The sequence below is a fragment of the Bradyrhizobium ganzhouense genome, assembly GCF_049949285.1.
Classification (GTDB): domain Bacteria; phylum Pseudomonadota; class Alphaproteobacteria; order Rhizobiales; family Xanthobacteraceae; genus Bradyrhizobium; species Bradyrhizobium ganzhouense.
Genome location: NZ_CP181318.1, coordinates 2,629,709 through 2,654,317 on the forward strand (window position 1 = coordinate 2,629,709; position 24,609 = coordinate 2,654,317).

19 protein-coding genes and 1 pseudogene are annotated in these 24,609 nt (G+C 62.2%); 15 read left to right on the forward strand and 5 right to left on the reverse strand.

The window, feature by feature from the left end:
- From ACLFLU_RS12075 to ACLFLU_RS12090, 4 genes are all read left to right on the forward strand, one after another.
- Positions 1-1,221 (forward strand): acyl-CoA dehydrogenase family protein, encoded by a 1,221-nt coding sequence (locus ACLFLU_RS12075; protein ID WP_426412403.1) that lies wholly within the window; start codon positions 1-3, stop codon positions 1,219-1,221.
- Positions 1,222-1,276: 55 nt separating this feature from the next.
- Positions 1,277-2,128 (forward strand): enoyl-CoA hydratase-related protein, encoded by an 852-nt coding sequence (locus tag ACLFLU_RS12080; RefSeq protein WP_426412404.1) that lies wholly within the window; start codon positions 1,277-1,279, stop codon positions 2,126-2,128.
- Between the two features lie 39 nt (positions 2,129-2,167).
- Entirely contained in the window at positions 2,168-3,394 is a 1,227-nt protein-coding gene (locus tag ACLFLU_RS12085) for a CaiB/BaiF CoA transferase family protein (protein WP_426412405.1), read from the forward strand.
- An 83-nt stretch (positions 3,395-3,477) separates the two neighbouring features.
- Positions 3,478-4,263, forward strand: a complete 786-nt coding sequence (locus tag ACLFLU_RS12090) for an enoyl-CoA hydratase (protein ID WP_426412406.1) — start codon at positions 3,478-3,480, stop codon at positions 4,261-4,263.
- A gap of 54 nt (positions 4,264-4,317) precedes the next feature.
- Here ACLFLU_RS12090 and ACLFLU_RS12095 read toward each other — a convergent pair whose 3' ends face one another.
- The 4 genes from ACLFLU_RS12095 to ACLFLU_RS12110 all read right to left on the reverse strand — a co-directional run bounded on the left by ACLFLU_RS12095 (position 4,318) and on the right by ACLFLU_RS12110 (position 7,894).
- On the reverse strand, positions 4,318-4,767 hold the full coding sequence (locus tag ACLFLU_RS12095; protein ID WP_426412407.1) for a hypothetical protein: 450 nt from the start codon (positions 4,765-4,767) through the stop codon (positions 4,318-4,320).
- 60 nt (positions 4,768-4,827) lie between these two features.
- Entirely contained in the window at positions 4,828-6,159 is a 1,332-nt protein-coding gene (locus ACLFLU_RS12100) for an NAD(P)/FAD-dependent oxidoreductase (protein WP_426412408.1), read from the reverse strand.
- A 104-nt stretch (positions 6,160-6,263) separates the two neighbouring features.
- Entirely contained in the window at positions 6,264-7,568 is a 1,305-nt protein-coding gene (locus ACLFLU_RS12105) for a threonine/serine ThrE exporter family protein (protein WP_426412409.1), read from the reverse strand.
- Complete coding sequence (locus ACLFLU_RS12110; RefSeq protein WP_426412410.1) at positions 7,535-7,894, reverse strand: hypothetical protein; 360 nt, start codon at positions 7,892-7,894, stop codon at positions 7,535-7,537. Before ACLFLU_RS12110 ends, ACLFLU_RS12105 begins: the two co-directional genes overlap by 34 nt.
- A 290-nt stretch (positions 7,895-8,184) precedes the next feature.
- Here ACLFLU_RS12110 and ACLFLU_RS12115 point away from each other — a divergent pair, with 290 nt between their 5' ends.
- The 11 genes and pseudogenes from ACLFLU_RS12115 (at position 8,185) to ACLFLU_RS12165 (ending at position 21,653) form a co-directional block, all read left to right on the forward strand.
- The gene (locus tag ACLFLU_RS12115) at positions 8,185-9,189 is read left to right on the forward strand and encodes a heme o synthase (protein WP_426412411.1); all 1,005 of its coding nucleotides are present in this window, start codon (positions 8,185-8,187) and stop codon (positions 9,187-9,189) included.
- 1 nt (position 9,190) lies between these two features.
- Positions 9,191-10,066: a ubiquinol oxidase subunit II gene (gene cyoA, locus ACLFLU_RS12120; RefSeq protein ID WP_426412412.1), complete on the forward strand. Its 876-nt coding sequence runs from the start codon at positions 9,191-9,193 to the stop codon at positions 10,064-10,066.
- Positions 10,063-12,051, forward strand: coding sequence for a cytochrome o ubiquinol oxidase subunit I (gene cyoB, locus ACLFLU_RS12125; protein ID WP_426412413.1), 1,989 nt, complete (start codon positions 10,063-10,065; stop codon positions 12,049-12,051). The genes cyoA and cyoB overlap by 4 nt, the downstream gene beginning before the upstream one ends.
- Positions 12,048-12,680 (forward strand): cytochrome o ubiquinol oxidase subunit III, encoded by a 633-nt coding sequence (gene cyoC / locus ACLFLU_RS12130; RefSeq protein WP_426412414.1) that lies wholly within the window; start codon positions 12,048-12,050, stop codon positions 12,678-12,680. The genes cyoB and cyoC overlap by 4 nt, the downstream gene beginning before the upstream one ends.
- Positions 12,677-13,072: a cytochrome o ubiquinol oxidase subunit IV gene (gene cyoD, locus ACLFLU_RS12135; RefSeq protein WP_426412415.1), complete on the forward strand. Its 396-nt coding sequence runs from the start codon at positions 12,677-12,679 to the stop codon at positions 13,070-13,072. Before cyoC ends, cyoD begins: the two co-directional genes overlap by 4 nt.
- 217 nt (positions 13,073-13,289) lie before the next feature.
- Entirely contained in the window at positions 13,290-14,090 is an 801-nt protein-coding gene (locus ACLFLU_RS12140; protein WP_426412416.1) for an acetoacetate decarboxylase family protein, read from the forward strand.
- 131 nt (positions 14,091-14,221) lie between these two features.
- Positions 14,222-15,022: an acetoacetate decarboxylase family protein gene (locus ACLFLU_RS12145; RefSeq protein ID WP_426412417.1), complete on the forward strand. Its 801-nt coding sequence runs from the start codon at positions 14,222-14,224 to the stop codon at positions 15,020-15,022.
- A 115-nt stretch (positions 15,023-15,137) separates the two neighbouring features.
- Positions 15,138-15,779 (forward strand): helix-turn-helix domain-containing protein, encoded by a 642-nt coding sequence (locus ACLFLU_RS12150; RefSeq protein ID WP_426412418.1) that lies wholly within the window; start codon positions 15,138-15,140, stop codon positions 15,777-15,779.
- A 104-nt stretch (positions 15,780-15,883) separates the two neighbouring features.
- A pseudogene (locus ACLFLU_RS12155) lies at positions 15,884-16,021 on the forward strand (winged helix-turn-helix domain-containing protein); the annotation flags it as partial.
- Positions 16,022-16,147: 126 nt separating this feature from the next.
- Positions 16,148-18,628 (forward strand): ATP-binding protein, encoded by a 2,481-nt coding sequence (locus ACLFLU_RS12160; protein WP_426413973.1) that lies wholly within the window; start codon positions 16,148-16,150, stop codon positions 18,626-18,628.
- Between the two features lie 118 nt (positions 18,629-18,746).
- The gene (locus ACLFLU_RS12165) at positions 18,747-21,653 is read left to right on the forward strand and encodes an ATP-binding protein (protein ID WP_426412419.1); all 2,907 of its coding nucleotides are present in this window, start codon (positions 18,747-18,749) and stop codon (positions 21,651-21,653) included.
- Here the strand turns inward: ACLFLU_RS12165 and ACLFLU_RS12170 are convergent.
- A complete protein-coding gene (locus ACLFLU_RS12170) occupies positions 21,640-24,303 on the reverse strand; it encodes a LuxR C-terminal-related transcriptional regulator (RefSeq protein WP_426412420.1) in 2,664 nt (887 codons plus the stop codon). The genes ACLFLU_RS12165 and ACLFLU_RS12170 overlap by 14 nt on opposite strands.
- Positions 24,304-24,609 lie beyond the last annotated feature (306 nt).

Sequence of the window (24,609 nt, forward strand, 5' to 3'; positions counted from 1 at the left end):
ATGCCCACCGCAACTCCAGCAAGCAAGACCGCCGCGCCGAAGCCGGCGCCTGCACCCAATGGCGACTTCTATCAGCTGGTCGACCTTCTCACCGCCGACGAGAGAGCGCTCGTCAAGAAGGTGCGGACCTATATGGAGACCAAGGTCCAGCCGGTCATCAACAAATACTGGTCCGATGATGCGTTTCCGTTCGAGCTGCTGCCGTCGTTCAAGGAGCTCGGCCTCGGCGGGCTCGGCTTCGAGGGTTATGGCTGCGCGGGTGGGAGCCAGAAGCTGTTCGGCTTTGTCGCGATGGAGCTGGCGCGCACCGATGCTTCGTTCTGCACGTTCTTCGGCGTGCACAGCGGCCTTGCCATGGGCTCGATCTATCTCGACGGCTCCGAGGAGCAGAAGCAGAAATGGCTGCCGGCGATGGCGCGCTGGGAAAAGATCGGCTGCTTCGGCCTCACCGAGCCGCTGGTCGGTTCCGGAACGAGCGGCGGTCTGACCACGACGGCCAAGCGTGAAGGCGACACCTGGATTCTCAACGGGCAGAAGCGGTGGATCGGCAACGCGCCGTGGTGCGACATTTCCATCATCTGGGCACGCGACCTCGCCGACAATCAGGTCAAGGGCTTCATCGTCGAGAACAAGACCACGCCCGGCTTCAGCGTCGAGAAGATCGAGCACAAGATCGCGCTCAAGGTGGTCCAGAACGGCCAGATCACGCTGCAGGACGTGCGGGTGCCCGAGGCGAACCGCCTCCAGGGCGGCAACTCCTTCCGCGACACCGCGCGCGTGCTGCGGATGACGCGGTACATGGTGGGCTGGGCGTCGACCGGCATCCAGATGGGCGCATACGAGGCCACCCTCAAATACGCCCAGGAGCGACTGCAATTCGGCAAGCCGATCGCCTCGTTCCAGCTGATCCAGGATCTGCTCGCCAAGATGCTGGGCAATCTGACCGCGTGCCAGTGCCTGATGCTCCGCCTGGCGACGCTCGATGACGAAGGCAAGCTCGGCGATCATCACGCTGCGCTAGCGAAGGCATTCTGCACCTCGAAATCGCGCGAGACAGTCTCCTGGGGCCGCGAGGTGCTGGGCGGCAATGGCATCGTCGCCGACTACAACGTCGCGCGCTTCTTCGCCGATGCCGAGGCGCTCTACTCCTACGAAGGCACGTATCAGATGCAGAATCTGATCGTCGGCAAGGCCATCACCGGTCACGGCGCTTTCCTCTGACCTCTCAGTGGCGCCGGCGCACCAGCGCCGGCCACCCTACCCAGGAGACATCACTATGGTTTCGGGACCTGCACCGTTCACTCCTTCGCCCGCAACAGTACCAGGCTCAGCACCCAGAGCGGCGCTGGCCCTTGCGAACGTCCAGTACGAGAAAAAGGGCCCGATCGCCTACGTCACGGTCAATCGGCCGAAGGTGCTCAACGCGCTCAATACGCCGACCTGGACCGATCTGCACGCCGCGTTCGGGGACGCAAAGGCCGACGCCTCCGTGCGCGGCGTGATCCTCACTGGTGCGGGCGACAAGGCGTTCATCGCCGGCGCCGATATCAGCGAACTCGCCCATGTCGACGCCTACGACGCGGAGGAGTCCAGCCGGTTCGGGCAGGGTGTGCTGGACCTCATCGAGAATCTCGGCAAGCCGGTGATCGCGGCGATCAACGGCTTTGCGCTCGGCGGCGGCTGCGAGACCGCGATGGCCTGCACCATCAGGATCGCAGCCGAGCATGCCAAATTCGGCCAACCCGAGGTCAAGCTCGGCCTGTTGCCCGGCGGCGGCGGAACGCAACGCCTGCCGCGCCTGGTGGGAAAGGGGCGTGCGTTGCAGCTCATCCTCACGGGCGAGACGATTTCGGCACAGGAAGCCTATCGCATCGGCCTCGTCAACGAGGTCGTTGCCGCCGCCAGCCTGATCGATCGCGCCGAGACGGTCCTGAAGCAGATCATGGCCAACGCGCCGATCGCGGTGAAGTTCTCGCTGGAGGCCGCCAACAAGGGGATGGAGACCAGCCAAAGCGAAGGCTTCGCGCTGGAAGCCTCCTTCTTCGGCATTTGCGCCGCCACTGAAGACAAGAAGGAAGGCACCGCCGCCTTCCTCGAAAAACGTTCACCGCAGTTTCGCGGACGCTGAAACAAGGCCGCCGTCGACGCGGATTCGGAAAGGACACCCATGGCAAACGACAACATTTTCTCCGGACTGAAGGTGGTGGACCTCGCGAGCTTCATCGCGGGTCCCAGCGCGGCCGTGATCTTGTCCGATTTCGGCGCCGACGTGATCAAGGTGGAGCCGCCGAGCGGCGAGCTGTGGCGGCATGCAAACCATCTCCCGCCGCAGCCGGTCGCCGACGACGCCTATCCCTGGCATCTGGCCAATCGCAACAAGCGCGGCATGGCGCTCGATCTGAAATCGCCGGGCGCGCATCAGGTTCTCGAGAAGCTGGTCAAATGGGCCGACGTTCTCATCGTCAACACCCCGCATCCGGCGCGCAAGAAGTTGAAGCTCGAATATGAAGATGTGTCGGGATGGAATCCGCGGCTGATCTATGCCGACATCACGGGTTTCGGCGACAACGGGCCGGATGCAAATCTTCCCGGCTTCGATATCACATCGTACTGGGCCCGCAGCGGGTTGCTGTCGATGACGCGCGATGCCGGTGCGCCGCCGACCTGGCCGGTGGCGGGCAGCGGCGACAACGCGACTGCCGTCGGGCTCTATTCGGCGATCGTCACCGCCCTGTATCGTCGCGAGCGAACGGGGCAGGGGGCGCATGTCACGACCTCGCTGCTTGCCGAAGGCGTGTGGTCCGCCAGCGTCTCGATCCAGGCCGCGCTCTGCGATGCAAAATTCTTCGGCCTGCATGATCGTATGCACCCGGCAAATGCCGCCATGAACGTCTATCGCGCCAAGGACGATACCTGGTTCGTCCTCATCATCACGCCCGACAAGGTGGAGGCCGTGGCGAAGGCGATCGGCCGCCCCGATCTCCTGACTGATCCGCGGTTCTCCGACCCGGCCAAGTTGATGACGAACATGACCGAGCTCACGGCGATTCTCGACCAGACCTTCTGTTCCGAGCCGATGTCTCATTGGTACGAGGTGTTCAACGGCGTTCACGTGACGTTCGGAGCGGTGCGCGGGCCGCAGGAGGTGGTCAACGATCCCCAGCTTCGGGCGAACGACATCATCGTTCCGCTCGAGGGAGCCGGCGGCAAGCTGACGTCCACGATCTCCAGCCCGCTTCAAGTGCACGGTGTCGCCAAGGTGTCGGCGAAGCGCGCCCCGAAGATCGGAGAACACAACGACGAAGTCCTTCGGCAGCTGGGATTCAGCGCGGCCGAAATCGATGGCCTGCACGCGAGCGGTACCGTTCCGAAGGCCAAAGACCAAGCGGCCTAGCGTGGCGACAGGGTCGCGGCGGCGCAAGCCGCCGCGACCTCCGCGCTTGCAGTGAAGTTTACCAAAGGGACGGGAGTTCGACCATGGATGAGATCGTCACGGAACAGGCCGCAGGCATCCTGCGCGTCCAGTTGAACCGTCCGACAAAGCGGAACGCGATGACGTCAGCCATGTATGTGGCTCTTGCCGAGATCTTCAACGCGGCGGCGAAGGACGAGAGCACGCGTGTCGTTCTCTGGCATGGCGCGGGAGATTCGTTCTGTGCCGGCAACGATATAGAGGACTTTTTGAAGAATCCGCCGGGGGCGGGAGAATCGCCGCAGTCCCGGCTGATGGACGCGCTACTCAGCTTCGACAAACCGCTGGTCGCGGCAGTCCACGGCGCTGCGATCGGTGGCGGCACCACCATGCTGACGCATTGCGATTTCATCTACGCGGGCGAGAGTGCAAAATTCCAGATGCCCTTCATCAATTTGGCGCTCGTTCCGGAGTTCGGATCGAGCTGCTCCGTGCCGGCGCGGATCGGTCACATCCGTGCGGCCGAGCTGATCTTGATGGGATCTCCCTTCGATGCCCAGCGCGCGGTGGAGCTAGGTCTGGCCACCGAAGTCGTCCCCGACAACGATCTTCGGGCAAAAGCAACCGACGCGGCCCGGAAACTGGCCGCGAAGCCGGCCTCGGCACTCCAAGCCAGCAAGAGGCTCATGAAGCAGCCATTTCGCGAGCAGATCAGGGCCGCGATGAAGGCCGAGAACGAAGAGTTCAGCGTGCAGGTTCGCTCCGAAGACGCAAGAGAGGCGTTCACGGCCTTCGTGGAAAAGCGCAAGCCCGACTTCACGCGAAACATCAAGTCCCAGACGACTGCATGACCGGCGAAAAGCCGATGGATGCGCGCGCGGGCGTTCGGCATTGCGCGGTGATGTTCAAAAATGGACCGGTCGCATTTGCTCGAATTCGTCACGGCATGCTCCGCTGAAGTCATGCAACAGATCGATCGTGCCGTCGATGGCCATTTCGCGCAGTTCGACGAAGCTCTTGTCCGGCTCCAGATAGGTGTCCAGGATTTTTCGGGTGACGTCCTCGGCATGATGGACCACAGGCCTTGAGGATATCGCCCGCATCGCGCTCATCTTGGCGTAAAGGCTGACCAGGCTGGGAATGTCGGCCTTATCGTGCTGGAGCGCATCGATGTAGCATTTGGCGGCGTCCTCGATGAAGTCCCTGTAAAGGGTCTGCCTGCGGGTCTCCTCGTGAAGGACCCACTGGGCGCGGACCTGGCTTCGCTGGCTCCGCCAATTTGCGATTCCGCTCGTCAAGCCACCAACGGCTGCTCCGGTGAGGGCGGCGAGTGCGGAGATGATGGAGGCGTCCACAGGTGCTATCTCCAACCGGCTGGTGAAGCCGGCAGTAACAATTATCGGGCCTGGCTTCGATTATGACGCGGACGACCGCGGCCCTTCGGAAATCAGCCGTGAGCTCCGTTGCCCCGACAGATACGACCAGAGCCACTGCGTCTGGACTCGAAACCTGTTCTGAAGCTGCGGCAGCGCGAGCACGTGCAACGCGGCCCATATCAGCCAGGTCGCAAAGCCGCTCATGCGCAAATGGCCGGCCTCGAGGATGGCGAAGTTCTTGCCGACCACGGCCATATTGCCTTTGTTGCGGTACCGAAACGGCCGACCGTCCTTGTGTCCCCTGACACGGTTGGCGATGACCTGCCCGACAAATCGTCCCTGCTGAATCGCTGCCTGCGCCACGCCGGGGACGGGGTGGCCGTCCTGGGTCATCGCAGCGGCATCTCCGACGACAAAGACGTTGGGCGCCTCGGGGATGTCCATGAAGGCGCCGACCAATGCGCGCCCGGCGCGATCCGTCTGTGCCCCGAGCATCTTCACGACGGGCGAGGCGCTGACGCCGGCCGTCCACAGCACGGTGGCGCTGGGAAGACGGACGCCGGCCGCGATCACGCCCTGATCGTCGACCTTCTCGACCTTGACGCCCGTCGACACCTCGACGCCGAGTTTCGCAAGCCGCTTGGCGGCCTTTTGTGACAGCGATTCCGCGAAGGTCGGCAGAACGCGCGTGCCGCCATCCAGCAAGACGATGCGGCTCTTGGCCGGGTCGATCTTGCGGAAGTTGTTGCGCAGGGTCACCGAGACCAGTTGCGCGATCGAAGCGGCAAGCTCGACGCCGGTCGGGCCAGCGCCCACCAGAATGAAGGTCATTTGGCGCGCACGTTCCTGCTCGTCGTCGGTTGCTTCCGCCAACTCAAACGCGCTCAGGATCTTGGTCCTGATCGTTTCGGCGTCGTTCAGGCTCTTGAGGCCCGGCGCGAATCGCGCGAACTCGTCGTGGCCGAAATAACTCGGATGCATTCCGGTCGCGATCACCAGGAAATCGTACAGGAGCTTTCGGCTGCCAATCTCCGGGCAGATGGCCTCGACGGTGCGAGCGCCGAGGTTGATGCCCTTGACCTCGGCCAGCAAGACGCTGAGGTTTTTCTGCTTCGCCTCGAGCTGCCGGATCGGCGCCGCGATCTCGGATGGCGCCAGAACGGCGGTGGCGACCTGGTACAGCAGCGGTTGAAAGATATGGTGATTGCGCCGGTCGAGCAGCGTGATGTCGACATCGGCCCGCTTCAACGCCCGCGCCGCCGCGATCCCGGCAAAGCCAGCGCCGACGATCAGGACGCGCTTCTTGCCCGGCGCCGCTTGTGTCGACGGCTGCTTGTCCTGCGGAAACGATTTGGTCAGAACTGTCGTCATGGGTGTACCGACTCTCTTGGGCCAGCCTGCCCGTCAGGATAGATACAGCGGAGCTGCGCACCATTCTTGGATGGCGCTGCGGTGCATTGAACGGCCGTGCGTCGTCATACGGGGGAGGGCGAAAGGCGCTCGTACAGCATGCGCGGGAGGATCAGCCCGAAGGTCATGGCCATGATGATCAGAAATGCCGTGGCGCCGTTCGCGACGATACTGGTCAGCAGAGCCGCCGGCGCGCCCGGACCGATTGAGACCAATTCGACGAGGCCCGTTGCGGTGTTGAACAGGAAGAAGCCCGGCATCAACGAGACGACGGCGGAGAAGGCGACAGCCGCGAAGGGCAGATGCAGGCGATCGACCACCGGCGTCGTGAGGACACTGACGAGTATGCAGGCGACAAGGGCCCCGCTCGGAGCGCTTCCTCCGGCGAGAGAGATCAGCGCCCAGCGGGCCGCATGCGCCAGCATGCCGACCGCGATCGGGAAGGGCAGCAGACGCCACGGCATCGAAAAGAACGCGCCGAAGGAAGCGACGGCGCATCCTGCCGCGATTGCGTCGATGATCAGGGGAACAGGCGGAGATGGTCCGGCGATCGCGAGGTTTCCGCCGGCGGCCGTGAACCCGAACAGGCCGCCGGCGCAGATCAAGAGCACGATGACGCCGGCATAGGTCAGGCGCGCGAGTCCCAGCGCGATACGCGTGCGAGCAAGGTCGATTGCGCCGTTGAGGATATGCGGACCAGGAACCAGCACCATGCAGGGACTGAAAGCGACCAGCGTTGTCGCAACCGATAGCTGGATACGGCTGGCAGCAGCAGCCACGGCTCCGGCGATAAGCGCGGCGCAAAGCGGCTGGATGAGCGGGTTATGGCTGAAGCCGGACAACCAGCGGCGGACGAGCGCTCCGATAGCTGCGCTCGCTGCGATCAACAACAGGCTCGTCGCATCGAGCGCACCGAATATCACGCCAAGCGAAGCCGCGCCGATGGCTGCGAACAAGGTGAAGCGTGGCGTGGAAGCCGGCGGCAGACGGCCAGCCGATTCCAGTGCGGATTGCGCAGTTGCGACCGGCAATGTGCCGTCGCAGACCCGATCAATCACTGTCGTGACGGCGAGTACCCTGCCCATGTCGACGCCTAGCGGCTTGGCGGGAACGATGTGTGAGACAGGCGCGCCGTCGACCTTGACGATGAGCTCGCCCCAATATGGCAGCACCTTCACCGCCACGCCGAGCACGTGCGCAAGGCGCTCGGCGGTGACAACCGTCCGCTCCGTGGTCTGCCCGTGAGCAAACAGAAGCGTAGCTGCCAGCGCGGTTATCTCCAATGCCGCCTCGCAGGCCGGCGGCTCGGGATACGGTGTGTCCCTTTTCAGATCGGTCAATTGCGTTGTGCGGTCCAGTAGCCAGAGCATCGCTCACTTCCCGTGTGACCGCTCCATCTGCCGCCGCCCGTGGTCCCCGTAAGCCTGCCCGTGCCGGACGCGAATTTTTCGTGAACCGTCACTGACGCTCGAACCGAGCCGGATCTTGCAACGTATCCCCTGAATTTCACCAGGTTGGGGTGAGTCACAATGCCGTCGGAGATATTGACGGTGAAGTTGTAGCTGGAATCGCAGGCGCCCCTCTGTGTCACGAAGACGAGATCCCAGGAGCCGTCATAGGCGGATCGCGCCTGAGCGGCCGGTGCTGCGGCCGTGAGGCAGACGGTTGCAATCATCCAGAGCGGCGACGTCTTCATCGATAGTCCTCCAGGTCGTGCGTTGCGGGTATCCGAACGATGATCTGATTTAAAAAAAGCCGGCGCATGACGCTTGTTGAAACGTGCTCAGATCGTTCTGAATTGTGCGGTCGTGACGCGCATCGTCAGGCCGAAATTCATCACGAGGTAATTTTGAGCATGATTGGCCCCAATCGAGCAGCCGCGTTCAATCGAGGCTGAGGGCGCGAATGCATATTGGCTCCACGCATTGACATCCATTCGAACCAAACATTTGAGGCAACACTCGTGAGAGAATCCGGAGCAGCGAGATGAACGTCAAATCCATCGCTGTCCAGCTTGAGGAAAGTCGGGGGCGCTTCGCATCATCGTCTCATGTGACTCGTCCGCAGGCTGGGCGTCGGCGCGCATCCGATCTCGTTGCGCTCACGAAGCCGCGGGTGATGATGCTTGCCGTCTTCACCGCGCTGGTCGGAATGAGCATCGCCCCGGCTCGACCTGATGCACTAGCCACTCTTGCCGCGGTCCTCGCCATCGCCGCCGGGGCCGGCGCCGCCGGCGTTCTCAATATGTGGTATGACGCCGATATCGATGCGGTCATGACCCGCACCGCGATGCGGCCAATTCCAAAGGGAAATATCTCCCGCTTCGCGGCGCTTGTGTTTGGTCTCGCTCTCGGCGTGCTCGCGGTGGCGGGTCTCGCGTTGGCGACGAACTTGACGGCAGCCGCATTGCTGGCCGGCACGATCCTCTTTTATGTCGTCGTGTACACGGCATGGCTGAAGCGGACGACGCCACAGAACATTGTCATCGGCGGCGCCGCAGGTGCGCTTCCGCCCGTGGTCGGATGGGCCGCGGCAACCGGACAGATCGGGTTGGAGCCGATGACGCTCTTCCTCATCATCCTCCTGTGGACGCCGCCGCATTTCTGGGCGCTGGCGCTCAACCGCACCGATGACTACGCGCGTGCGGGCGTGCCGATGCTGCCGGTTGTCGCGGGACGCACTGCGACGACGCGGCAGATCCTGATCTATAGCGGTCTTCTGGCTCTCGCCTCGGAGCTGCCCTGGGCGATCGGGTTCGCAGGCACGATGTATGGCGCGGTTGCCGCCGTCGGCGGAGCGATCTTCCTTCTGCTCGCGGCTCGCTTGAACCGGAGTACCGAGGCCGATCGCCGAACCGCTCAACGACTGTTTGTATTCTCCATCGCCTATTTGTTCGTGCTGTTCGCGGCTCTCCTGATCGACCATCGGGGCGAGCCGTCGTCATTCATGCGCGCGTCGCAGAATGGCATCGTCAACTTCAGCGAGGTCTGACATGCGCTATGGTTTACTTGCTGTCGTCCTGATCAGTGCCGCGACCCTCGGCGGCTGCGACGGGGTGCTCGATCCGAAAGGGCCGATTGCGCTGGCCGAGCGGCAAATTCTGTTCAACGCGCTCGGCATCATGCTGGCGATCGTGATCCCCGTGATCCTCGCGATACTCGGCTTTGCTTTCTGGTTTCGTGCATCGAACGAGCGTGCGCACTATCGGCCGGACTTCACATATTCCGGACGCCTGGAGTTGCTGGTCTGGTCCATCCCCGCGATGACGGTGCTCCTGGTCGGCGGCGTCGCATGGATCGGCGCGCACGACCTTGATCCGGGCAAGCCGATTAGCTCAACGGTCACGCCTGTCAACGTTCAGGTCGTCTCACTCGATTGGAAATGGCTGTTCATCTATCCAGAGCAGGGGATCGCGAGCGTCAACAAGCTGGTCGTGCCGGTTGGCACGCCGATCAGCTTCGAGCTGACCTCATCGAGCGTCATGAACAGCTTCTTCGTGCCTCAGCTCGGGAGCCAGATCTACACCATGTCCGGTATGGCGACGCGCCTCCACCTGCAGGCGGACCATCTCGGAACCTATCCAGGGATATCTGCCATGTTCAGCGGTGACGGCTTTCCCGACATGCGCTTCACGGTCGATGCAGTGACGGACGACAAATTTGCGGAGTGGATTCGCCAGGCCCGCGAAGCCGGTTCGGCGCTCGATAAGCAGGCTTACGCCGACCTGGTCAAGCCGAGCAAGGCGGTCGCGCCGTTCACCTATCGTGCCGTTGCCCCCGGTCTCTTCAGCAGCATCGTAAACGCTGACATGACTACGCAGGGCTCCTCGCTATCAGTTTGTTCAACGTCGCAGAGGGCAGAGCGATGAATCTCCTTGGTAAGCTCGATTGGAACGCGATTCCCCTCCATGAGCCGATCATCATGGGCGCAACGGGCTTCATGGTCCTCGTGGTGGTGGTCGTTCTCGGATTCATCACGGCGAAGGGGGCCTGGCTCTATCTGTGGCGTGAATGGCTCACCTCGGTCGACCACAAGCGGATCGGCGCCATGTATTGCATACTGGCGCTCGTCATGATGCTGCGCGGCTTCAGCGATGCAATCATGATCCGCTCGCAGCAGGCGCTCGCGGCCGGCGGTGCGCAAGGCTATCTGCCGCCCGAGCATTTCAATCAGATTTTCTCTGCCCACGGCACGATCATGATTTTGTTCATGGCAATGCCGTTCGTGGTGGGGCTCATGAACTTCGCGGTGCCGTTGCAGCTTGGTGTTCGCGATGTCGCATTCCCTACGCTCAACTCGGTCAGCTTCTGGCTGACTGCCTCGGGCGCGTTGTTGGTCAACATTTCGCTCGCAGTCGGCGAATTCTCAAAAGCCACCTGGTGGGGCTATCCTCCCCTGAGCGAAATGCAATATTCGCCCGGCGTCGGCGTCGACTACTATCTTTGGTCGCTGCAAATCTCCGGTATCGGCACCTTGCTGGCGGGAATAAATTTCGTCACGACAATCCTTAAACTGCGCGCGCCGGGGATGAGTTATATGCGCATGCCGGTCTTCTGCTGGACCGCGCTTGCCGCGAACCTGCTCATTGTCGCGGCGTTTCCGGTCCTGACCGCGACGCTCGCGATGCTGGCGCTCGATCGCTATCTCGGCTTTCATTTCTTCTCGCTCGAAGGCCAGGGCAATCAGATGCTGTACTCCAACCTGTTCTGGGTATGGGGGCACCCCGAAGTCTACATCCTGATCCTGCCGGCGTTCGGCGTATTCTCGGAAGTGATGGCGACCTTCTCCGGCAAGCCGTTGTTCGGCTATCGCTCCATGGTCGCTGCGACGATGACCATCTGCATCCTCTCCTTCCTGGTCTGGCTGCACCACTTCTTCACAATGGGGGCGAGCGCAAACGTCAACGGCTTCTTCGGCGTCATGAGCATGATCATCGCTTTGCCGACGGGCGCGAAGGTCTTCAATTGGCTGTTCACCATGTACGGCGGCCGGGTTCGGTTCTCGGTGCCGGTGCTGTGGTCGATTGGCTTCATGGTGACGTTCGTCATCGGCGGCATGACCGGCGTGCTCATGGCAGTGCCTCCGGCCGACTTCCAGCTGCACAACAGCGTGTTCCTGGTCGCGCACTTCCACAACGTCGCCATCGGCGGCGTCGTGTTCGGCGCGATGGCCGGGTACAATTATTGGTTCCCCAAGGCATTCGGATTCAAGCTCGACGAACGCTGGGGCAGAGCGTCGTTCTGGTGCTGGTTCGTCGGCTTCTATGTCGCCTTCATGCCGCTCTACGTGCTGGGCCTGATGGGCATGACCCGGCGCATGCAGCATTACGACAATTTGTCGTGGCAGCCGTGGTTGATAGCCGCGGCCTTCGGCACCGCTATCATCCTGGTCGGCGTCGTGTGCCAGATCGTGCAACTCGTTGTGTCGATCCGTCATCGCGAGGAGCTGCGCGACGTGACCGGTGATCCCTGGAACGGTCGTACGCTCGAATGGGCGACGGCGTCGCCGCCGCCGGCATGGAACTTTGCGTTCCAACCCAAGGTCGGCGGACTGGACGCGTTCTGGAGCAGCAAGAGCCGCGCGCAAGCGACAAAGGACGAGCCGACGCCGGCGCGCAAGTACGAGCCCATCGAAATGCCGAAGAACAGCGCCACCGGCTTTGTTACTGCCTTCTTCGCAGTCGTCATCGGCTTTGCGCTCATCTGGCACATTTGGTGGCTGGCCATCGTCGGTGTGTTCGGCGCATTCATGACGTTGATTGCCTTCTCGTTCCGCCGTCACAACGAAATCGAGGTGCCAGCCGAGGAGATCGCCCGGTTCGTACGATCCCACCAGGCAGGAGCTGCAGTATGAATATCGCCGTCGCAATCGATCAGATTCCGCAAGACGCACTGCCTAGTGCGAGTGAAGCGGGACCTGCTCCAAAAAGGATCGTGGTCACCTATGGCTTCTGGATCTTCCTGCTGAGCGACATCGTCATGTTTGCCGCGTTGTTCGCGAGCTACGCGGTGCTCGTGCACTCCACGGCAGGCGGGCCGACCGGTGCCCAGCTGTTCAATCAGACCACGGTCGCGATCGAAACGGCTTGCCTTCTCTTTTCGAGCTACACCTGCGGACTGATGTCCTTGGCCATCAATTCGCGCCGCTACCTCAGGACCTATGTAGGGGCTCTGATCACCTTGGTACTCGGAGCCATATTTCTTAGCCTCGAGATCCGCGAATTCCTGGGCATGATCGCCATCGGCGCGGGGCCGCAGCGGAGCGCGTTTCTGTCCGCATTCTTTACGCTTGTCGGATGTCACGGGCTGCACGTCACGCTCGGACTGATCTGGCTGATCGTGATGATGGTGCAGGTGGCGGTATTCGGATTCGCTGCGAGGGTGCAGCATCGGCTGCTCTGCTTCTCCTTGTTCTGGCACGCGCTCGACATCGTATGGGTCGGGGTATTCACGGTGGTTTATCTGATGGGAGTGAGTTCATGACCGAAGCTCGACACGAACGCGCACCCGGAGACAGGCCGAGCCGCGAGATGGACGCATCGGCTCCATCGGAGTTTCTCGTCTACACGATCGGCCTATTTGTGGCGGTTCTTCTCACGGCCACGTCGTTCTGGGCTGCAAACACGACGCTGCTCTGGCCGGGCGGGGTAGTCCTCGGGCTCGCTGTCCTCGCCATTGCCCAGATGGGCATTCACCTGGTGTTTTTCCTGCACATCAGCAGCGGGCCGGAAAGCACCAACAACGTGCTCGCGCTCGCCTTTGGGGTTCTCATCGTATTCGTCGTGGTCGCCGGCACGATGTGGATCGTGGCAGATATGAATACGAACATGATGATGCCGTCGGGCGCGCCGATGAGCATGAGGATGCAACATTGAGGCCCCACGCGCTGTCGAACAGCGCTGAGGCGACGTCGACGGTCAGCGTCGGATTGGGCGATGCGGAAGTTGTTCGGTTCAACCGCTTTGTGCCAACGCCGGATACGCAGAAACCACCAAGTCATTACACGTTTGTCCAAGCGTTGAGGTTGATACCAGCGCTAGCGTTCTATGTTGGAATGATACGCCTGATGCGGACTGCTGGCGGGGCGAGGACATGCTCAAGGGATTTACCGCGCCTCGGACTCCCCTTGGCATTGCTGCATTGGTCCCGTCGCCACCATGGCACTTCGCGGGAGACGTGCTGGCGGTGGAGTTCTGGAATGATCCCGATGTATCGGTCCAGATCCTTCCGATGGGTGTGGAGCTCGACGAGAAATGTCGAGGCCATTCTGTCGCAGTCTTCACGGACTATCAGTTCACCGCACAGAACGATGAGCACCTGGACCCGGCCAGATATCAATGCCGCGGATTCAGCGTTCTGCTCGACGCGATGTGGAACGGAATGCGGATCGCGTGGTGCCCATACTGCTACGTGGACAACGACGCCGCATTGATGAGAGGCTGGATTCAAGGCTATCCGAGAAAGTTCGGCGCTGTGCACCAGACCCGGACGTTTGCCGCTGCGAGCATCGCGTCGGCGCCGCTCGTCCATGATGGCAGATTTTCGGCCTGCATGTCCGCTCATGGCCGTTTGCTGGTGCAGGCCAGCGTGACCCTGCGCGAAAAAGCCGAGCGTCTTGTCGGCTTGCTCGATCGCCGGATTGTCGGACGGCGTTATTTTCCGCGGCTTTCCGCCGGCATGCACGACAAGCCGGCCGTGGATGAACTCGTTCGATGCATTTCGGATCACTTGCTGATCACAAACGTCTGGATCGGCGAGGCCGAGCTCGAATTTCCGGAAGCCTATGGCGAGGAGCTGGACATGCTGGGGCCGCTCAAGGTCGGGCGCGGATATCGGTTCTCGTTTTCCTATTCCGTCACCGATATCGAGGTTCTGGCAGATCTGACCGTCTAGCAATCGACTGATGCCAAAAGGGCATGTTCCGGATTTCGGCAGGAATCGACAAATCGACGCATTTCGATCAAATCCAGCGCGGCTGGTTCCGGTAGCCTCTGTGCCGAAGGTGCTGCACCCAGGACACGGGCATGCTCAAGGGCTTTACAGTTCCGAAGACGCCATTCGGCCAAGCCGCTCTCACTCCGCCGCCGCCCTGGCACTATGCCGGTGATGCCGTCGGAATAGAGTTCTGGGCGGACCCCGACGCGACGGCAGCCACATTGCCGCGCGGTCTTTCCCCGGACCCGGAGTCGAACGGTCACGCCGTCATGACGTTCCTGGATTGGCAGTTCACCGCCCAGGACGACGAATATCTCGAGCCGGCCCGTTATCAATATCGTGAGGCGCTTGTCCTGGTCGACGCAATGTATCGCGACGTGCCGGTCATGTGGTGTCCGTACATCTATGTCGACAATGACGCTGCGCTGGCGCGCGGCTGGACGCAGGGGTTTCCGAAGAAGATGGGAAGCATCTTTCAGACGCGCTCCTTTATGGCCTCAGGTCCGGCCGCGGCGCCGATCGCGCCCGGCAGCCGGTTTGGCGCCAGCCTCTCGGCGCATGGCCAGCGTCTTGCGGAAGCGTGCGTCACCCTGCGCAAGCCGGTCGAAGACGGACTGTCTCTGCTCAGCCGCCCAACGGTCCTGCTGAGATACTTCCCGAAACTGGCGGCCGAAGGCCGGGTCCAGCCCGCAGTCGACGAGCTGGCGATGTCGGTCACGGACAATCTCACCGTTGCCGGCGCATGGACCGGGACGGGAGAGCTCAATTTTCCGGAGACGAATGGCGAAGAGCTCCACGCGCTCGCGCCGAGGCGGATCGAGTCGGGCTTCCGCTACTCACTGTCCTACGCGATTAGCGATCTGAAGGTCCTCGAAGACCGCGGCGCGTAAGCGATCCAATTGGAAATAAAGGACTTTTTCCCGTCTTCGAGCGTTTGCCCAGAAACGGAGCATTTGCCCGCAATTAACTGTTCAGAACACTACTTAACAAGCCAAGAGACTCCCCTTGCTGCACTCTCTCGCCGACCCGGGCTGTTGGGTGATCGTCGAGGGAATGACTATGGCAGGACTTCCGGCTATTGCATCAGGATCTTCCTTTGCATCCGACCAACAGTTCAACCTGGTTGCAAGCAGCCTAGCCAGGCTGCTTGAGACGGCAAGGCGGGAGCTGGAACGCGATCGCGATGCCGCCAGGGTGTCGCTGGCCACGGCATCCCACATCCTGCAAGCGGAGATCGAGCGCTGCTCGGGCGCTAACGGCACCGCAAGGGGCGGTCTGGCGGCCTGGCAGATCCTGCGCGTGCGCGCCTACATCGACAGCAATCTGCACCGAACCATCCACATCCGGGATCTCAGTGCGGTCGCGCGCCGAAGCCCTGCGCACTTCTCCCGGAAGTTCAAGCTGGCCGTTGGCGAGTCGCCGCATGCCTTCGTGGTGAGACGGCGCCTGGAGCGAGCCTGCCACTTGATGATGACCAGCGCGGCGTCACTGAGCGAGATAGCCTTGAGCGTGGGCTTTTCCGATCAGGCCCATCTATGTAGGCTCTTCAGACACGCCTTTGGCCAAAGCCCGGCCAACTGGCGACGCGAGCTTGGAATCCCCAGCGAACCCATCTCGAGAATCGACATGGACGAGACTATCGCATGAGCGGTCAGCAGGGGACAGTTCTCAGCTTCGGCCCCTTCGAACTATCGATCGCAAACCGGCTTCTGACCAATGACGCGAAGGTCGTGCCGCTCGGCGCGCGCGCCATGGATCTCCTCATCGTCCTGGTGGAGCAGGCCAACAAGGTCGTCGGCCGGAGAACCCTGATCGAACGCGTTTGGCCGGAGAGAGGAGCCGAACAGGTCAGCCTGCGCGTCCATATCTCGGCGCTCCGCAAGGCGCTCGATCAGAGCGATCCCGGCAGGCGATACATCGCAAACGTACCCGGGCGGGGGTACAGCTTCGTCGTACCGGTCACCTCGCGCGCCGCAGACGTGCCGGAAAATCCCAAGCCGCCTCCGAAGCCCCGCGTGCCCGCGCGCCTGATGCGGATGCTTGGGCGAGAAGGCGCCGTGGCCGAGATTCAGGCGAAGCTGGCCGGACAGAAGTTTGTCACGATCATCGGGCCCGGCGGCGTCGGCAAGACCACGGTGGCGGTCGCGGTTGCCCATGAAATGGGCGGAGCTTTCGACGGCCAGGTTCTTTTCATCGACCTGAGTGCGCTCGGCGACGCGTCACTCGTCGCACCTGCCATTGCCACGTCACTCGGCATGTCGGTGCAAACAACCAACATCGTACCTGCCCTGATCGATCGTTTGCAGGAGAGGCCAACGCTCATCATTCTCGACTGTTGCGAGCATCTGATCCATGGAGCCTCGGCCGTTGCCGAAGAACTCGCTCGCCGTGTCCAGACATTGCACTTGCTCGCGACCAGCCGGGAGGCGATGCGCGTCGAGGGTGAGCATGTCTACGAGCTCGATGGGCTTCAATGCCCTCCGGAAGACGGCGACCTGTCGGCGCGGGACGCGCTGCAATACCCCTCCGTTCAATTGCTGGTCGACCGCGTGCGGGCCGTGCGCAGCGACTTCGAGCTGACGGATGCGGATGCGCCGATTGCCGCGGGAATCTGCCGCCGGCTCGATGGCATTCCCTTGGCCGTCGAACTCGCAGCATGCAGGGTCGACATATTTGGTCTTGGCAAGACCGCAAGCCTGCTCGACGAGCGACTGAACCTGTCATGGGTAGGGCGCAGGACCGCGCCGTCGAGGCACCAGACGTTGAACGCCACGCTGGAGTGGAGCTACGACCTGCTGGGCGAGGCAGAGAAGCGCATCCTGAATCGGCTCAGCGTGTTCGCCGGCGGATTTACGTTCGAAGCGGCAGTCGCAATTGTCGCCGACGAGACGGTGGATGAAGCAGATGTATCGGATTGCGTCTGGGAGCTTCGTTCGAAATCGATGATTGCGGCTCAGGGACAGGACGGGCGGCTGCGCTTGCTCGACCCGACCCGGGCCTTTGCCTTGCAACGACTGGCCAGGAGCGACGAGCAGGACCTTTTTCGCCGCCGTCACGCGCTTTATTTCACCGACCTTTTCAAGCAGGGCGCCGCGATGGACAGATCGGGCTGGTCCAGGGCGCTCGGGATCGAGGTCGATAATCTCAGAGCCGCCCTGAACTGGGCGTTTTCTGCGACGGGCGATGCGAAAATCGGCGTCGAACTTGCTGCGGCATCGGCAAGCGCCTGGATGGGTATGGCGCTGCTCACCGAATGCGTGGAATGGATGAGAAAGGCGATAAGCCATCTCGACGACATGAATTCGGGCACACGGCAGGAGATGGTGCTTCAGTCGGCCCTCGCCAGTTGCGTGATGTTCACGGGTGGCATGACCGAAAAATCATACGCGACGTGGGCCAAGGCGCTGCTTCTCGCCGAAGGCCTCAACGATGTCGACTATCAGATGGATGCCGTGCTTGTGCTGTGGGCCCACGAGTTGCGCATTCCGAACTATGCGGAAGCGATCCGGCTGGCGGACCGCGGCGGTGAGGTTTCGGAAGGAACGCGCCGGATCGGCGCCATCGCAACGGCCAATTATATGCGAGGCATCGCGTACTACCATGTAGGCCGCATTGCGGAAGCCCAAGGCCTGCTCGAATTGTCGCTGCATCGTGATGACGAGGCGGCGCGGCAATTGCTGATCAAGCGGTTTGGCTATGATCGCAAGGTCGACAATCTGGCCGGTCTTGCGACCCTGGCGTGGTTGCGTGGCTCGCCGGATCAAGCCCGCAGGTTCAATCAGATGGCTGTCGCCGAGGCGCGCCAATCCAACCGGACGGTGAACCTTTGCGGCGCGCTGACCTTTGCTGGCCTCATCGCCTATTTCACCAATCCCGATGACGGCGAAGCCGAGGCACTCGTGAACGAGCTCGTCACCCATGCCGGGAAATTCGCTCTGCACAACTACCAGGGTCTTGGTCTCGGCATGCAGGCCATCTACGAGATCAGACGGGGGGAGCAAATCAGTGCGGCCTCCGCAATGCTCTATGCGGGTCTCGAGAAGCTGTCCGCGGCCCGCTACGGAATTTTCGATTGGTTCTTGCAGGCGGAGTTCGCGATGTGCATGGCCCTCGCGGGCCGGCCGAGGGAAGGGCTTGATATCTTCGAGCGTGCGAAGATCGATCTCGGCCAAAGCCGATGGTATGGCCCGGAGCTGCATCGCATCAGGGGCGAATTGGCCGTGAGCAACGGCGAGGGATTGGCGGCTGGCAGGCGGCACTTTCAGCGGGCGTTCGAGCTTGCAAACAGGCAAGCGAGCCTGTCGTGGGCGCTCAGGGCCGCGACCAGCCTCGCCATCGCCGAACGCTCAACCGGACGACAGGGAGCTGCCTGGCGTACTTTGCAAGCCACTCACGCCAAGTTTCGGGACGATCTTGAGAGCCGCGATCTACGGCTGGCCAGGCAGGTATTGGCCGTTTCGCATTCGCACGATGGCGCCGCCAGCTCGATGCAGTGACAGGCTTGTTGCCAAAGGAGGTTTCGGATAACACTTGATGGGCTGAGGGTGCGTTTGCACAAGGCCGACGGCGAATGGTGCACCAACCAAATCGTCGACGGACTTGGCGGAATGATTCATGTCGGTCCAACACGTTGGCTCATCGAGTGTAATCCGGCTTCGGTTTGGCCCATTCGAGCTGAATGCCGCCGAGCGCTCTCTCTGCAAGGCGAGCCAGATCATTCCACTCGGTGGCAGAGCCTACGACATCCTGATCGCTCTGCTCGAAAACGCCGGTGAGGTCGTCCCCAAGTCCGAACTGATCGCGAAGGTGTGGCCTGACGTAACGGTCGAGGAGGGCAGTCTTCGCGTCCATCTGTCGGCGCTGCGCAAGGCACTGGGCGACGGCCAGTTCGGCAACAAGTACATCGCGAACGTCCAGGGCCGCGGCTATAGCTTCATTGCGCCGGTCGCGCGAGTTCCCGCAGGCCGCGATACGAGTAACGCATCTTCGGGATTGTCCAACCTGCCGCCCGCGCTGGGCCGCATGGTTGGTCGCGGCAACGTGGTCCTCGAGATCCGGCGCTGGCTCCGGACGGAACAGCGCCTGATTACAATTCTGGGTGCCGGGGGCATAGGCAAGACCACGGTTGCCCTGTCAGTCGGGCACGGGGCGCTGGCCGACTTCTCCGGGGCGGTATTCTTTGTCGATCTTGCAACGGCAAGCGACAATGAGCAGGTCATCGGCGCTGTCGCTTCCGCGGTCGGGCTCGCCCCGCAATTGGCCGATCCACGGGAGGCGTTGCTCAACTTTCTGCGCGCGCGCCGGGCGCTTGTCATTCTCGATAGTTGCGAGCATCTCATCGAGAGAACCGCGGAGATCGCCGACTATATCGTCCGGAATGCCCCCGAAATCCACATCCTCGCGACCAGCAGGGAAGTCTTGCGCGTTCCCGGCGAACGCGTATTGCGTCTTTCTCCACTGGACTGCCCGCCAGAGCAGCCGCGGCCGACCGCGTCAGACGTGCTTGCCTATCCGGCAGTACGGTTGTTCGCCGAGCGCGTCAGTGCTCGCCGCGGCAACTTTTCGCTCAGTGACGACGAAGCTCCCCTGGTTGCCGAGATTTGCCGCAAGCTCGACGGCATTGCGCTCGCCATCGAGCTCGCCGCCGGACGAGCCGCTGTCTTCGGTGTCAGGAATACCGTGGCGAGGTTGGGTTCGCGCCTCGATCTCCTGAAGTTCGGTCGCCGTACCGCGAATCCGCGACATCAGACGCTCAAGGCAACGCTGGACTGGAGCCACGATCATCTGTCCGAGGTCGAACGCGTCGTGTTGCGACGTGTCGCGATCTTCGTCGGGCACTTCTCATTGGAAGCGGCCTGCGCGGTTGCGGAGCAGGGCGGAGTTGACCGCTCCGAGATCGAGGGCGCGGTCGAAAGCCTTGTCAACAAATCGCTCATTGTGGCGTGGCCCAGCTACCGGCGGGTGCTTTACCGATTGCTTGACACCACACGCTCCTATGCCTGGGAGAAATTGGCCGAGAGCGGTGAGCATCAGTCCATGGCGGCGCGCCACGCGAGCCATCTGGGCCGATCGTTGCAAGACAACCGCGGGAATCTCTTCGATCTGGAGCCCGGACAATCTCTGGCGGACGCGACACAGCACAATCTTGGAGATGTCCGTGCCGCGCTCGAATGGAGCTTTGGTCCCGATGGAAACGATCGCGCGGCCATACGGATGGCGGCGGCCGCCTCGCAATTGCTTCTGGCCAAGTCGCTTTTCATGGAGTGCCGGGATTGGATGGAGAAGGCGATCGATCGGATTGCCGCGGACGACGACCCGCAGGACCGGATGGAGATCCACGCGTCGCTCGCCTTGTCGATGATGTTCACCGCCGGCAACAGCGAAAGGGTTCGCGATGCCTTCAATACCGCGTTGACACTCGCGGAGCAGCGCGAGGATGCCTACCAGCAGCTGCGTCTTCTCAGCGGGCTGTCGATGTATCTTCATCGTACGATCGATGCGGCGGGCAGTCTTGAAGTTGCGCGACGCGCAGAGGCCGTCGCGAGCAAGACCGGAAATCCGGAGGATGCGGCGCTTGTGGATTCAATGCTGGGAGCGGCATATTATATGCTTGCTGACCACGTTCGCGCGCCGAAATACCTCGAACGGGCCCTGCGCGGGGCACCGGCTTCCCGACGGTTCAACGCAACTCAATATCTGTTTGATCTGCGCACGACCTCGCTGTTCAACCTGACCCGATCGCACTGGTTCGCCGGCAATCTCGACAGGGCCGTCAGTCATGCCAAGAGAACCATCGAGGAAGCAGAGCGATCGGACCATCCGATCGCGCTGTGTCGAGCCCTGATTTTGACGATGCCTCTCTATTTCTGGATCGACGAGTTCGGACTGGCCGAGCAGAACCTCTCTGTGCTCGAGCTCACCGCCGAGAAATATTCACTCGAGCCATTTCGCGCTGTCGCTATGGGACTTAAGGGGCGCTATCTGGTCCGCGTCGGCCAGGCCGAGGATGGCATGTGTCATCTGCGGGACAGCCTGGAAAGGCTGCGGGTCCTGCGATACGAATTGCTTGTAACGGATTTTGTCTCCGAATTGGCCGTCGGCCTGGCCAAACAAGACCAGCGCGCGGAAGCGCTAAATCTCATTGATGGTTCGATCACCACGCAGCTTGAATCGAACAGGCCTCTTCATATTCCGGCGCTATTCCTGGCGAAAGGCTCGGTCCTTGCGTACGGGGAATCCCGGCAGCGCGATCTGGCAACCGAGTGTTTCGGGGAGGCGATGACCCTGGCTGCGCAACAATCGGCACTGTCGTTCGAACTGCGCGCGGGATTGGAGCTTGCGCGGCTGTGGATCGATCGGGGTCAAATCCGAAGAGCCCATGATCTCGTCGGAGCCGTTTACGGCCGGTTTACCGAGGGCTTCGAAACGCCGGATCTCGTGTCGGCGAGGCGAATCCTCGAGCAGACCAGCGTTCGTGCGCGGCAAGCCGGGGAAATGGGGCGAAGCTTCACTGCGTGGTGACGACGCCCAGGGTCTGTGCGCGTGAGACGGCCTGCGCACGCTTTTCCACACCGAGCTTGGTGAAAACGCTCTTGAGGTGCGACTTCACGGTCTCAGGACCGATATCGAGGCGTCGGGCGATTTCCTTGTTGGACAATCCGTCCGCGATCAGCGTGAGAATGTCCGTCTCGCGACGACTTAGTGCGCTGAGAATCCGTGCGCTCGAGCTCGGCGCCGCACGATCCTGTCGCGCCCGTTGCAGGCCCGCCGCGAGCCGGTCGACGTAAGGGATCATGTCCGCTTTGACGTGTCCGCCCTCGCGGGTCATTCGGAGGAGCTCGGAAACGACCGGACCCTCGTCCAGGACGGTCTGATAGAGGCCGGCCGCCGAACATGCGGCAAGCACGCGGCGGAAGCGGCTGACAGCTTCCGCAGCCCTTCCCGCACCGAGCTGAACTGCCGACTGGCGGATCGCAATGGAGATCAGGAACTGACGGTGCTCCATGGCTTCGGCTTCGTGCTGCAATTGTTGCAGGATAGAAATGGCCTCGTCGGGACGCGCTTGCTGGCCCAGCAGATGAGCGCGGGTCAATTTGTGGCACCATCCAATCTCCGACCAGGCGCCAGGCCTCGGTGCGGGGTATTTCCGTGCCAGGCGTTCGAGGCGATCGACGCAGGCGGCGGCTTCATCCAGCCGGTCATCGTTCAGGTAGAGCCGCGCCTGTTCAGCGATCACGCCGGCCGAGAGCCTTCCCCAATCCCGCGCGACGCCGAGATTTTCAGCTCGCTCCAGCAGGGTGCGGGCCCGCTCGAAGTTCATCCGCGCCGCGGCGACCCGGGAGATCACGAAGTAAGTGCTCCACACGCAGTCGAGCATTGTCCCCGAATTGATGAGCGGGACGCGATCGATGACCCAGGCTTCCGCCTCATCGAGCAGGCCTTGCTCGTACTTGATTCGCGCGATCAGGCTTGCAGGCAAGGCCGCGGCGACCGAATTCGGACCGACATCCTGCTCGGCGATCCGAAAGCCCTCGCGGTAATGCTCATCTGCCGCCGCGAGACGCATCTGCCGCTCTTCTGCGAGCCCGTTCAGGCAGTGTCGATACACCGAGGCGAATACGTTCCTGCGATCCTCCTCGACCGAATAGGGAATCCAGGGCGTCGCATGGAATTGCTTGAGGTTGCCCGCCTTCAGATGACTGAAGCGAACGACGTTGGAGGCGACGTTCGCGGTCCAGGGGTCGGATGAACGGTTCACGCAATCCAGCGCCAGCGGCAGCGGGCTCTCGCTGTCATCCTTCAGCGCAATGGCGACCGAGCGGATCGCCTGGCATTCGCACAGCAGGCTACCGTCCGGCAGAGGCGTTGCAGCGATATCGCCTTCGATGTCGGTTGCGAGCTTCAGGGCCTCGTCAAAACGAAGCGCGAGCGCCAATCCCCAGGCGATCGCCAGTCGGACCTCGCACTGGCCTCGCATAAGCTCGTCGGGAAACTGGCGCTGCCATTCCAGCAAGGTGAAGAGATCGCCTCTCTTGATCAAAGCCATCGCGCAATGGTTGATCCAGCCGATCGCACGGTCAGAAGCGCCGGCCGCAATCGCGTGCTGGACCGCCTCAGTCCACAATTCGTGGGAGGCATACCAAAGAGCCGCGCGTCCGTGCAGTTGAGGAACTTCAATGCCGCGGTCCGCCTCGAGCCGCTGTCGCAGATATTCGGCAAGCAGCGTGTGATAGCGAAACCAGACGCCGTCATTGTCGAGCGGCGTGAGCAGCATCTGGCGCTGCGCAAGCGATGCCAGGATCGTGCGGCTCGCGCTCAAGCCGGTTACCGCCTCGCACAGAGGACCGGAGAGCCGGTCAAGAACAGCCGTGCGCAGCATGAAGTCGACCAGTTCGACCGGAAGCCCATCCAGCATCTCGGTCAGGTAGGCGGCAATCGGGCGCTGCGAACCCGAGAGGTTGTGGACATATTCCTTCAGGCCGGCCCCGGACTGCGAAGGCATGGATGAGATAATTCGCAGCGCGGCGGGCCACCCTTCGGTCTTGCGCTGCAAGAGTTGGACGTCGGGGATTCCGAGAACCCCGGGCTTGGTGCCGTCCAGAAATGCCTTTGTCTCCTGCATGTCGAACCGCAGGGCTTCGGCATCGATCTCGATCAGCTGGTTCTGGGCGCGCAAGGTCGCGAGCGGTAGCGAAGGTTCGGTACGCGTCGTCAGCACCACATGACAGTGGGACGGTGCGTGCTTCAGAAAATACGCAACGGTCTGATGGATGCGGGGAGCGCTGACCCAGTGATAGTCCTCGAGAAACAGGTAAACATCATCCTCGATCTCCGCCAGATCGTTGATCAGGCTCGACAGGACCGCCGTCGGATCGATCAGATTGTTCTCGAGGATCAGCCCGATCGCGCCGGCGCCGACGTCCGGACAGGCCTGGTGCAGGGCCTGCGAGACGTAGAATAGAAACCGCGTGGCCTCATCGTCGTCTGTATCGATCGTCAGCCACGCGACGGCATCGCCGTTTTGCTCGAGCGCTTCGGCCCAGGTGGCCGCCAGCGAGCTCTTGCCGAAACCTGCCGGCGCCTTGATGACGCCGAGTCGCTTGGCCGGGAGATCGGACAAGATGGCGAGAAGCCGGGGGCGTGCGACCAGCCCGCCGAATCGAGCCGGCAAGATCTTGGTCGCGAGGAATGGCAGCTGTCCTCCGCGGGGCAATGTGCCCGTTCCACGTGTCGGATGGCTGGAGCGCGGTTGGATCAAGGACTCCCCCTACCGACATCGGTCCTCCCCCCATTCGGGGGATGCAAACAATGGTGAAAGTGTACGACCTCTGTTAGCGAGAGGGAAGCGCCGGGCATTGTCGGTTGCATGCAGTCTGCATGCCGGCTGCCGCGTGCTGATCCCTTCAGATCCGCGCGCGGAGCCGAAAGCAGGCTGATGTCTATCAAGAACGCACGCTTGGGTTTCTCGCGGATCATC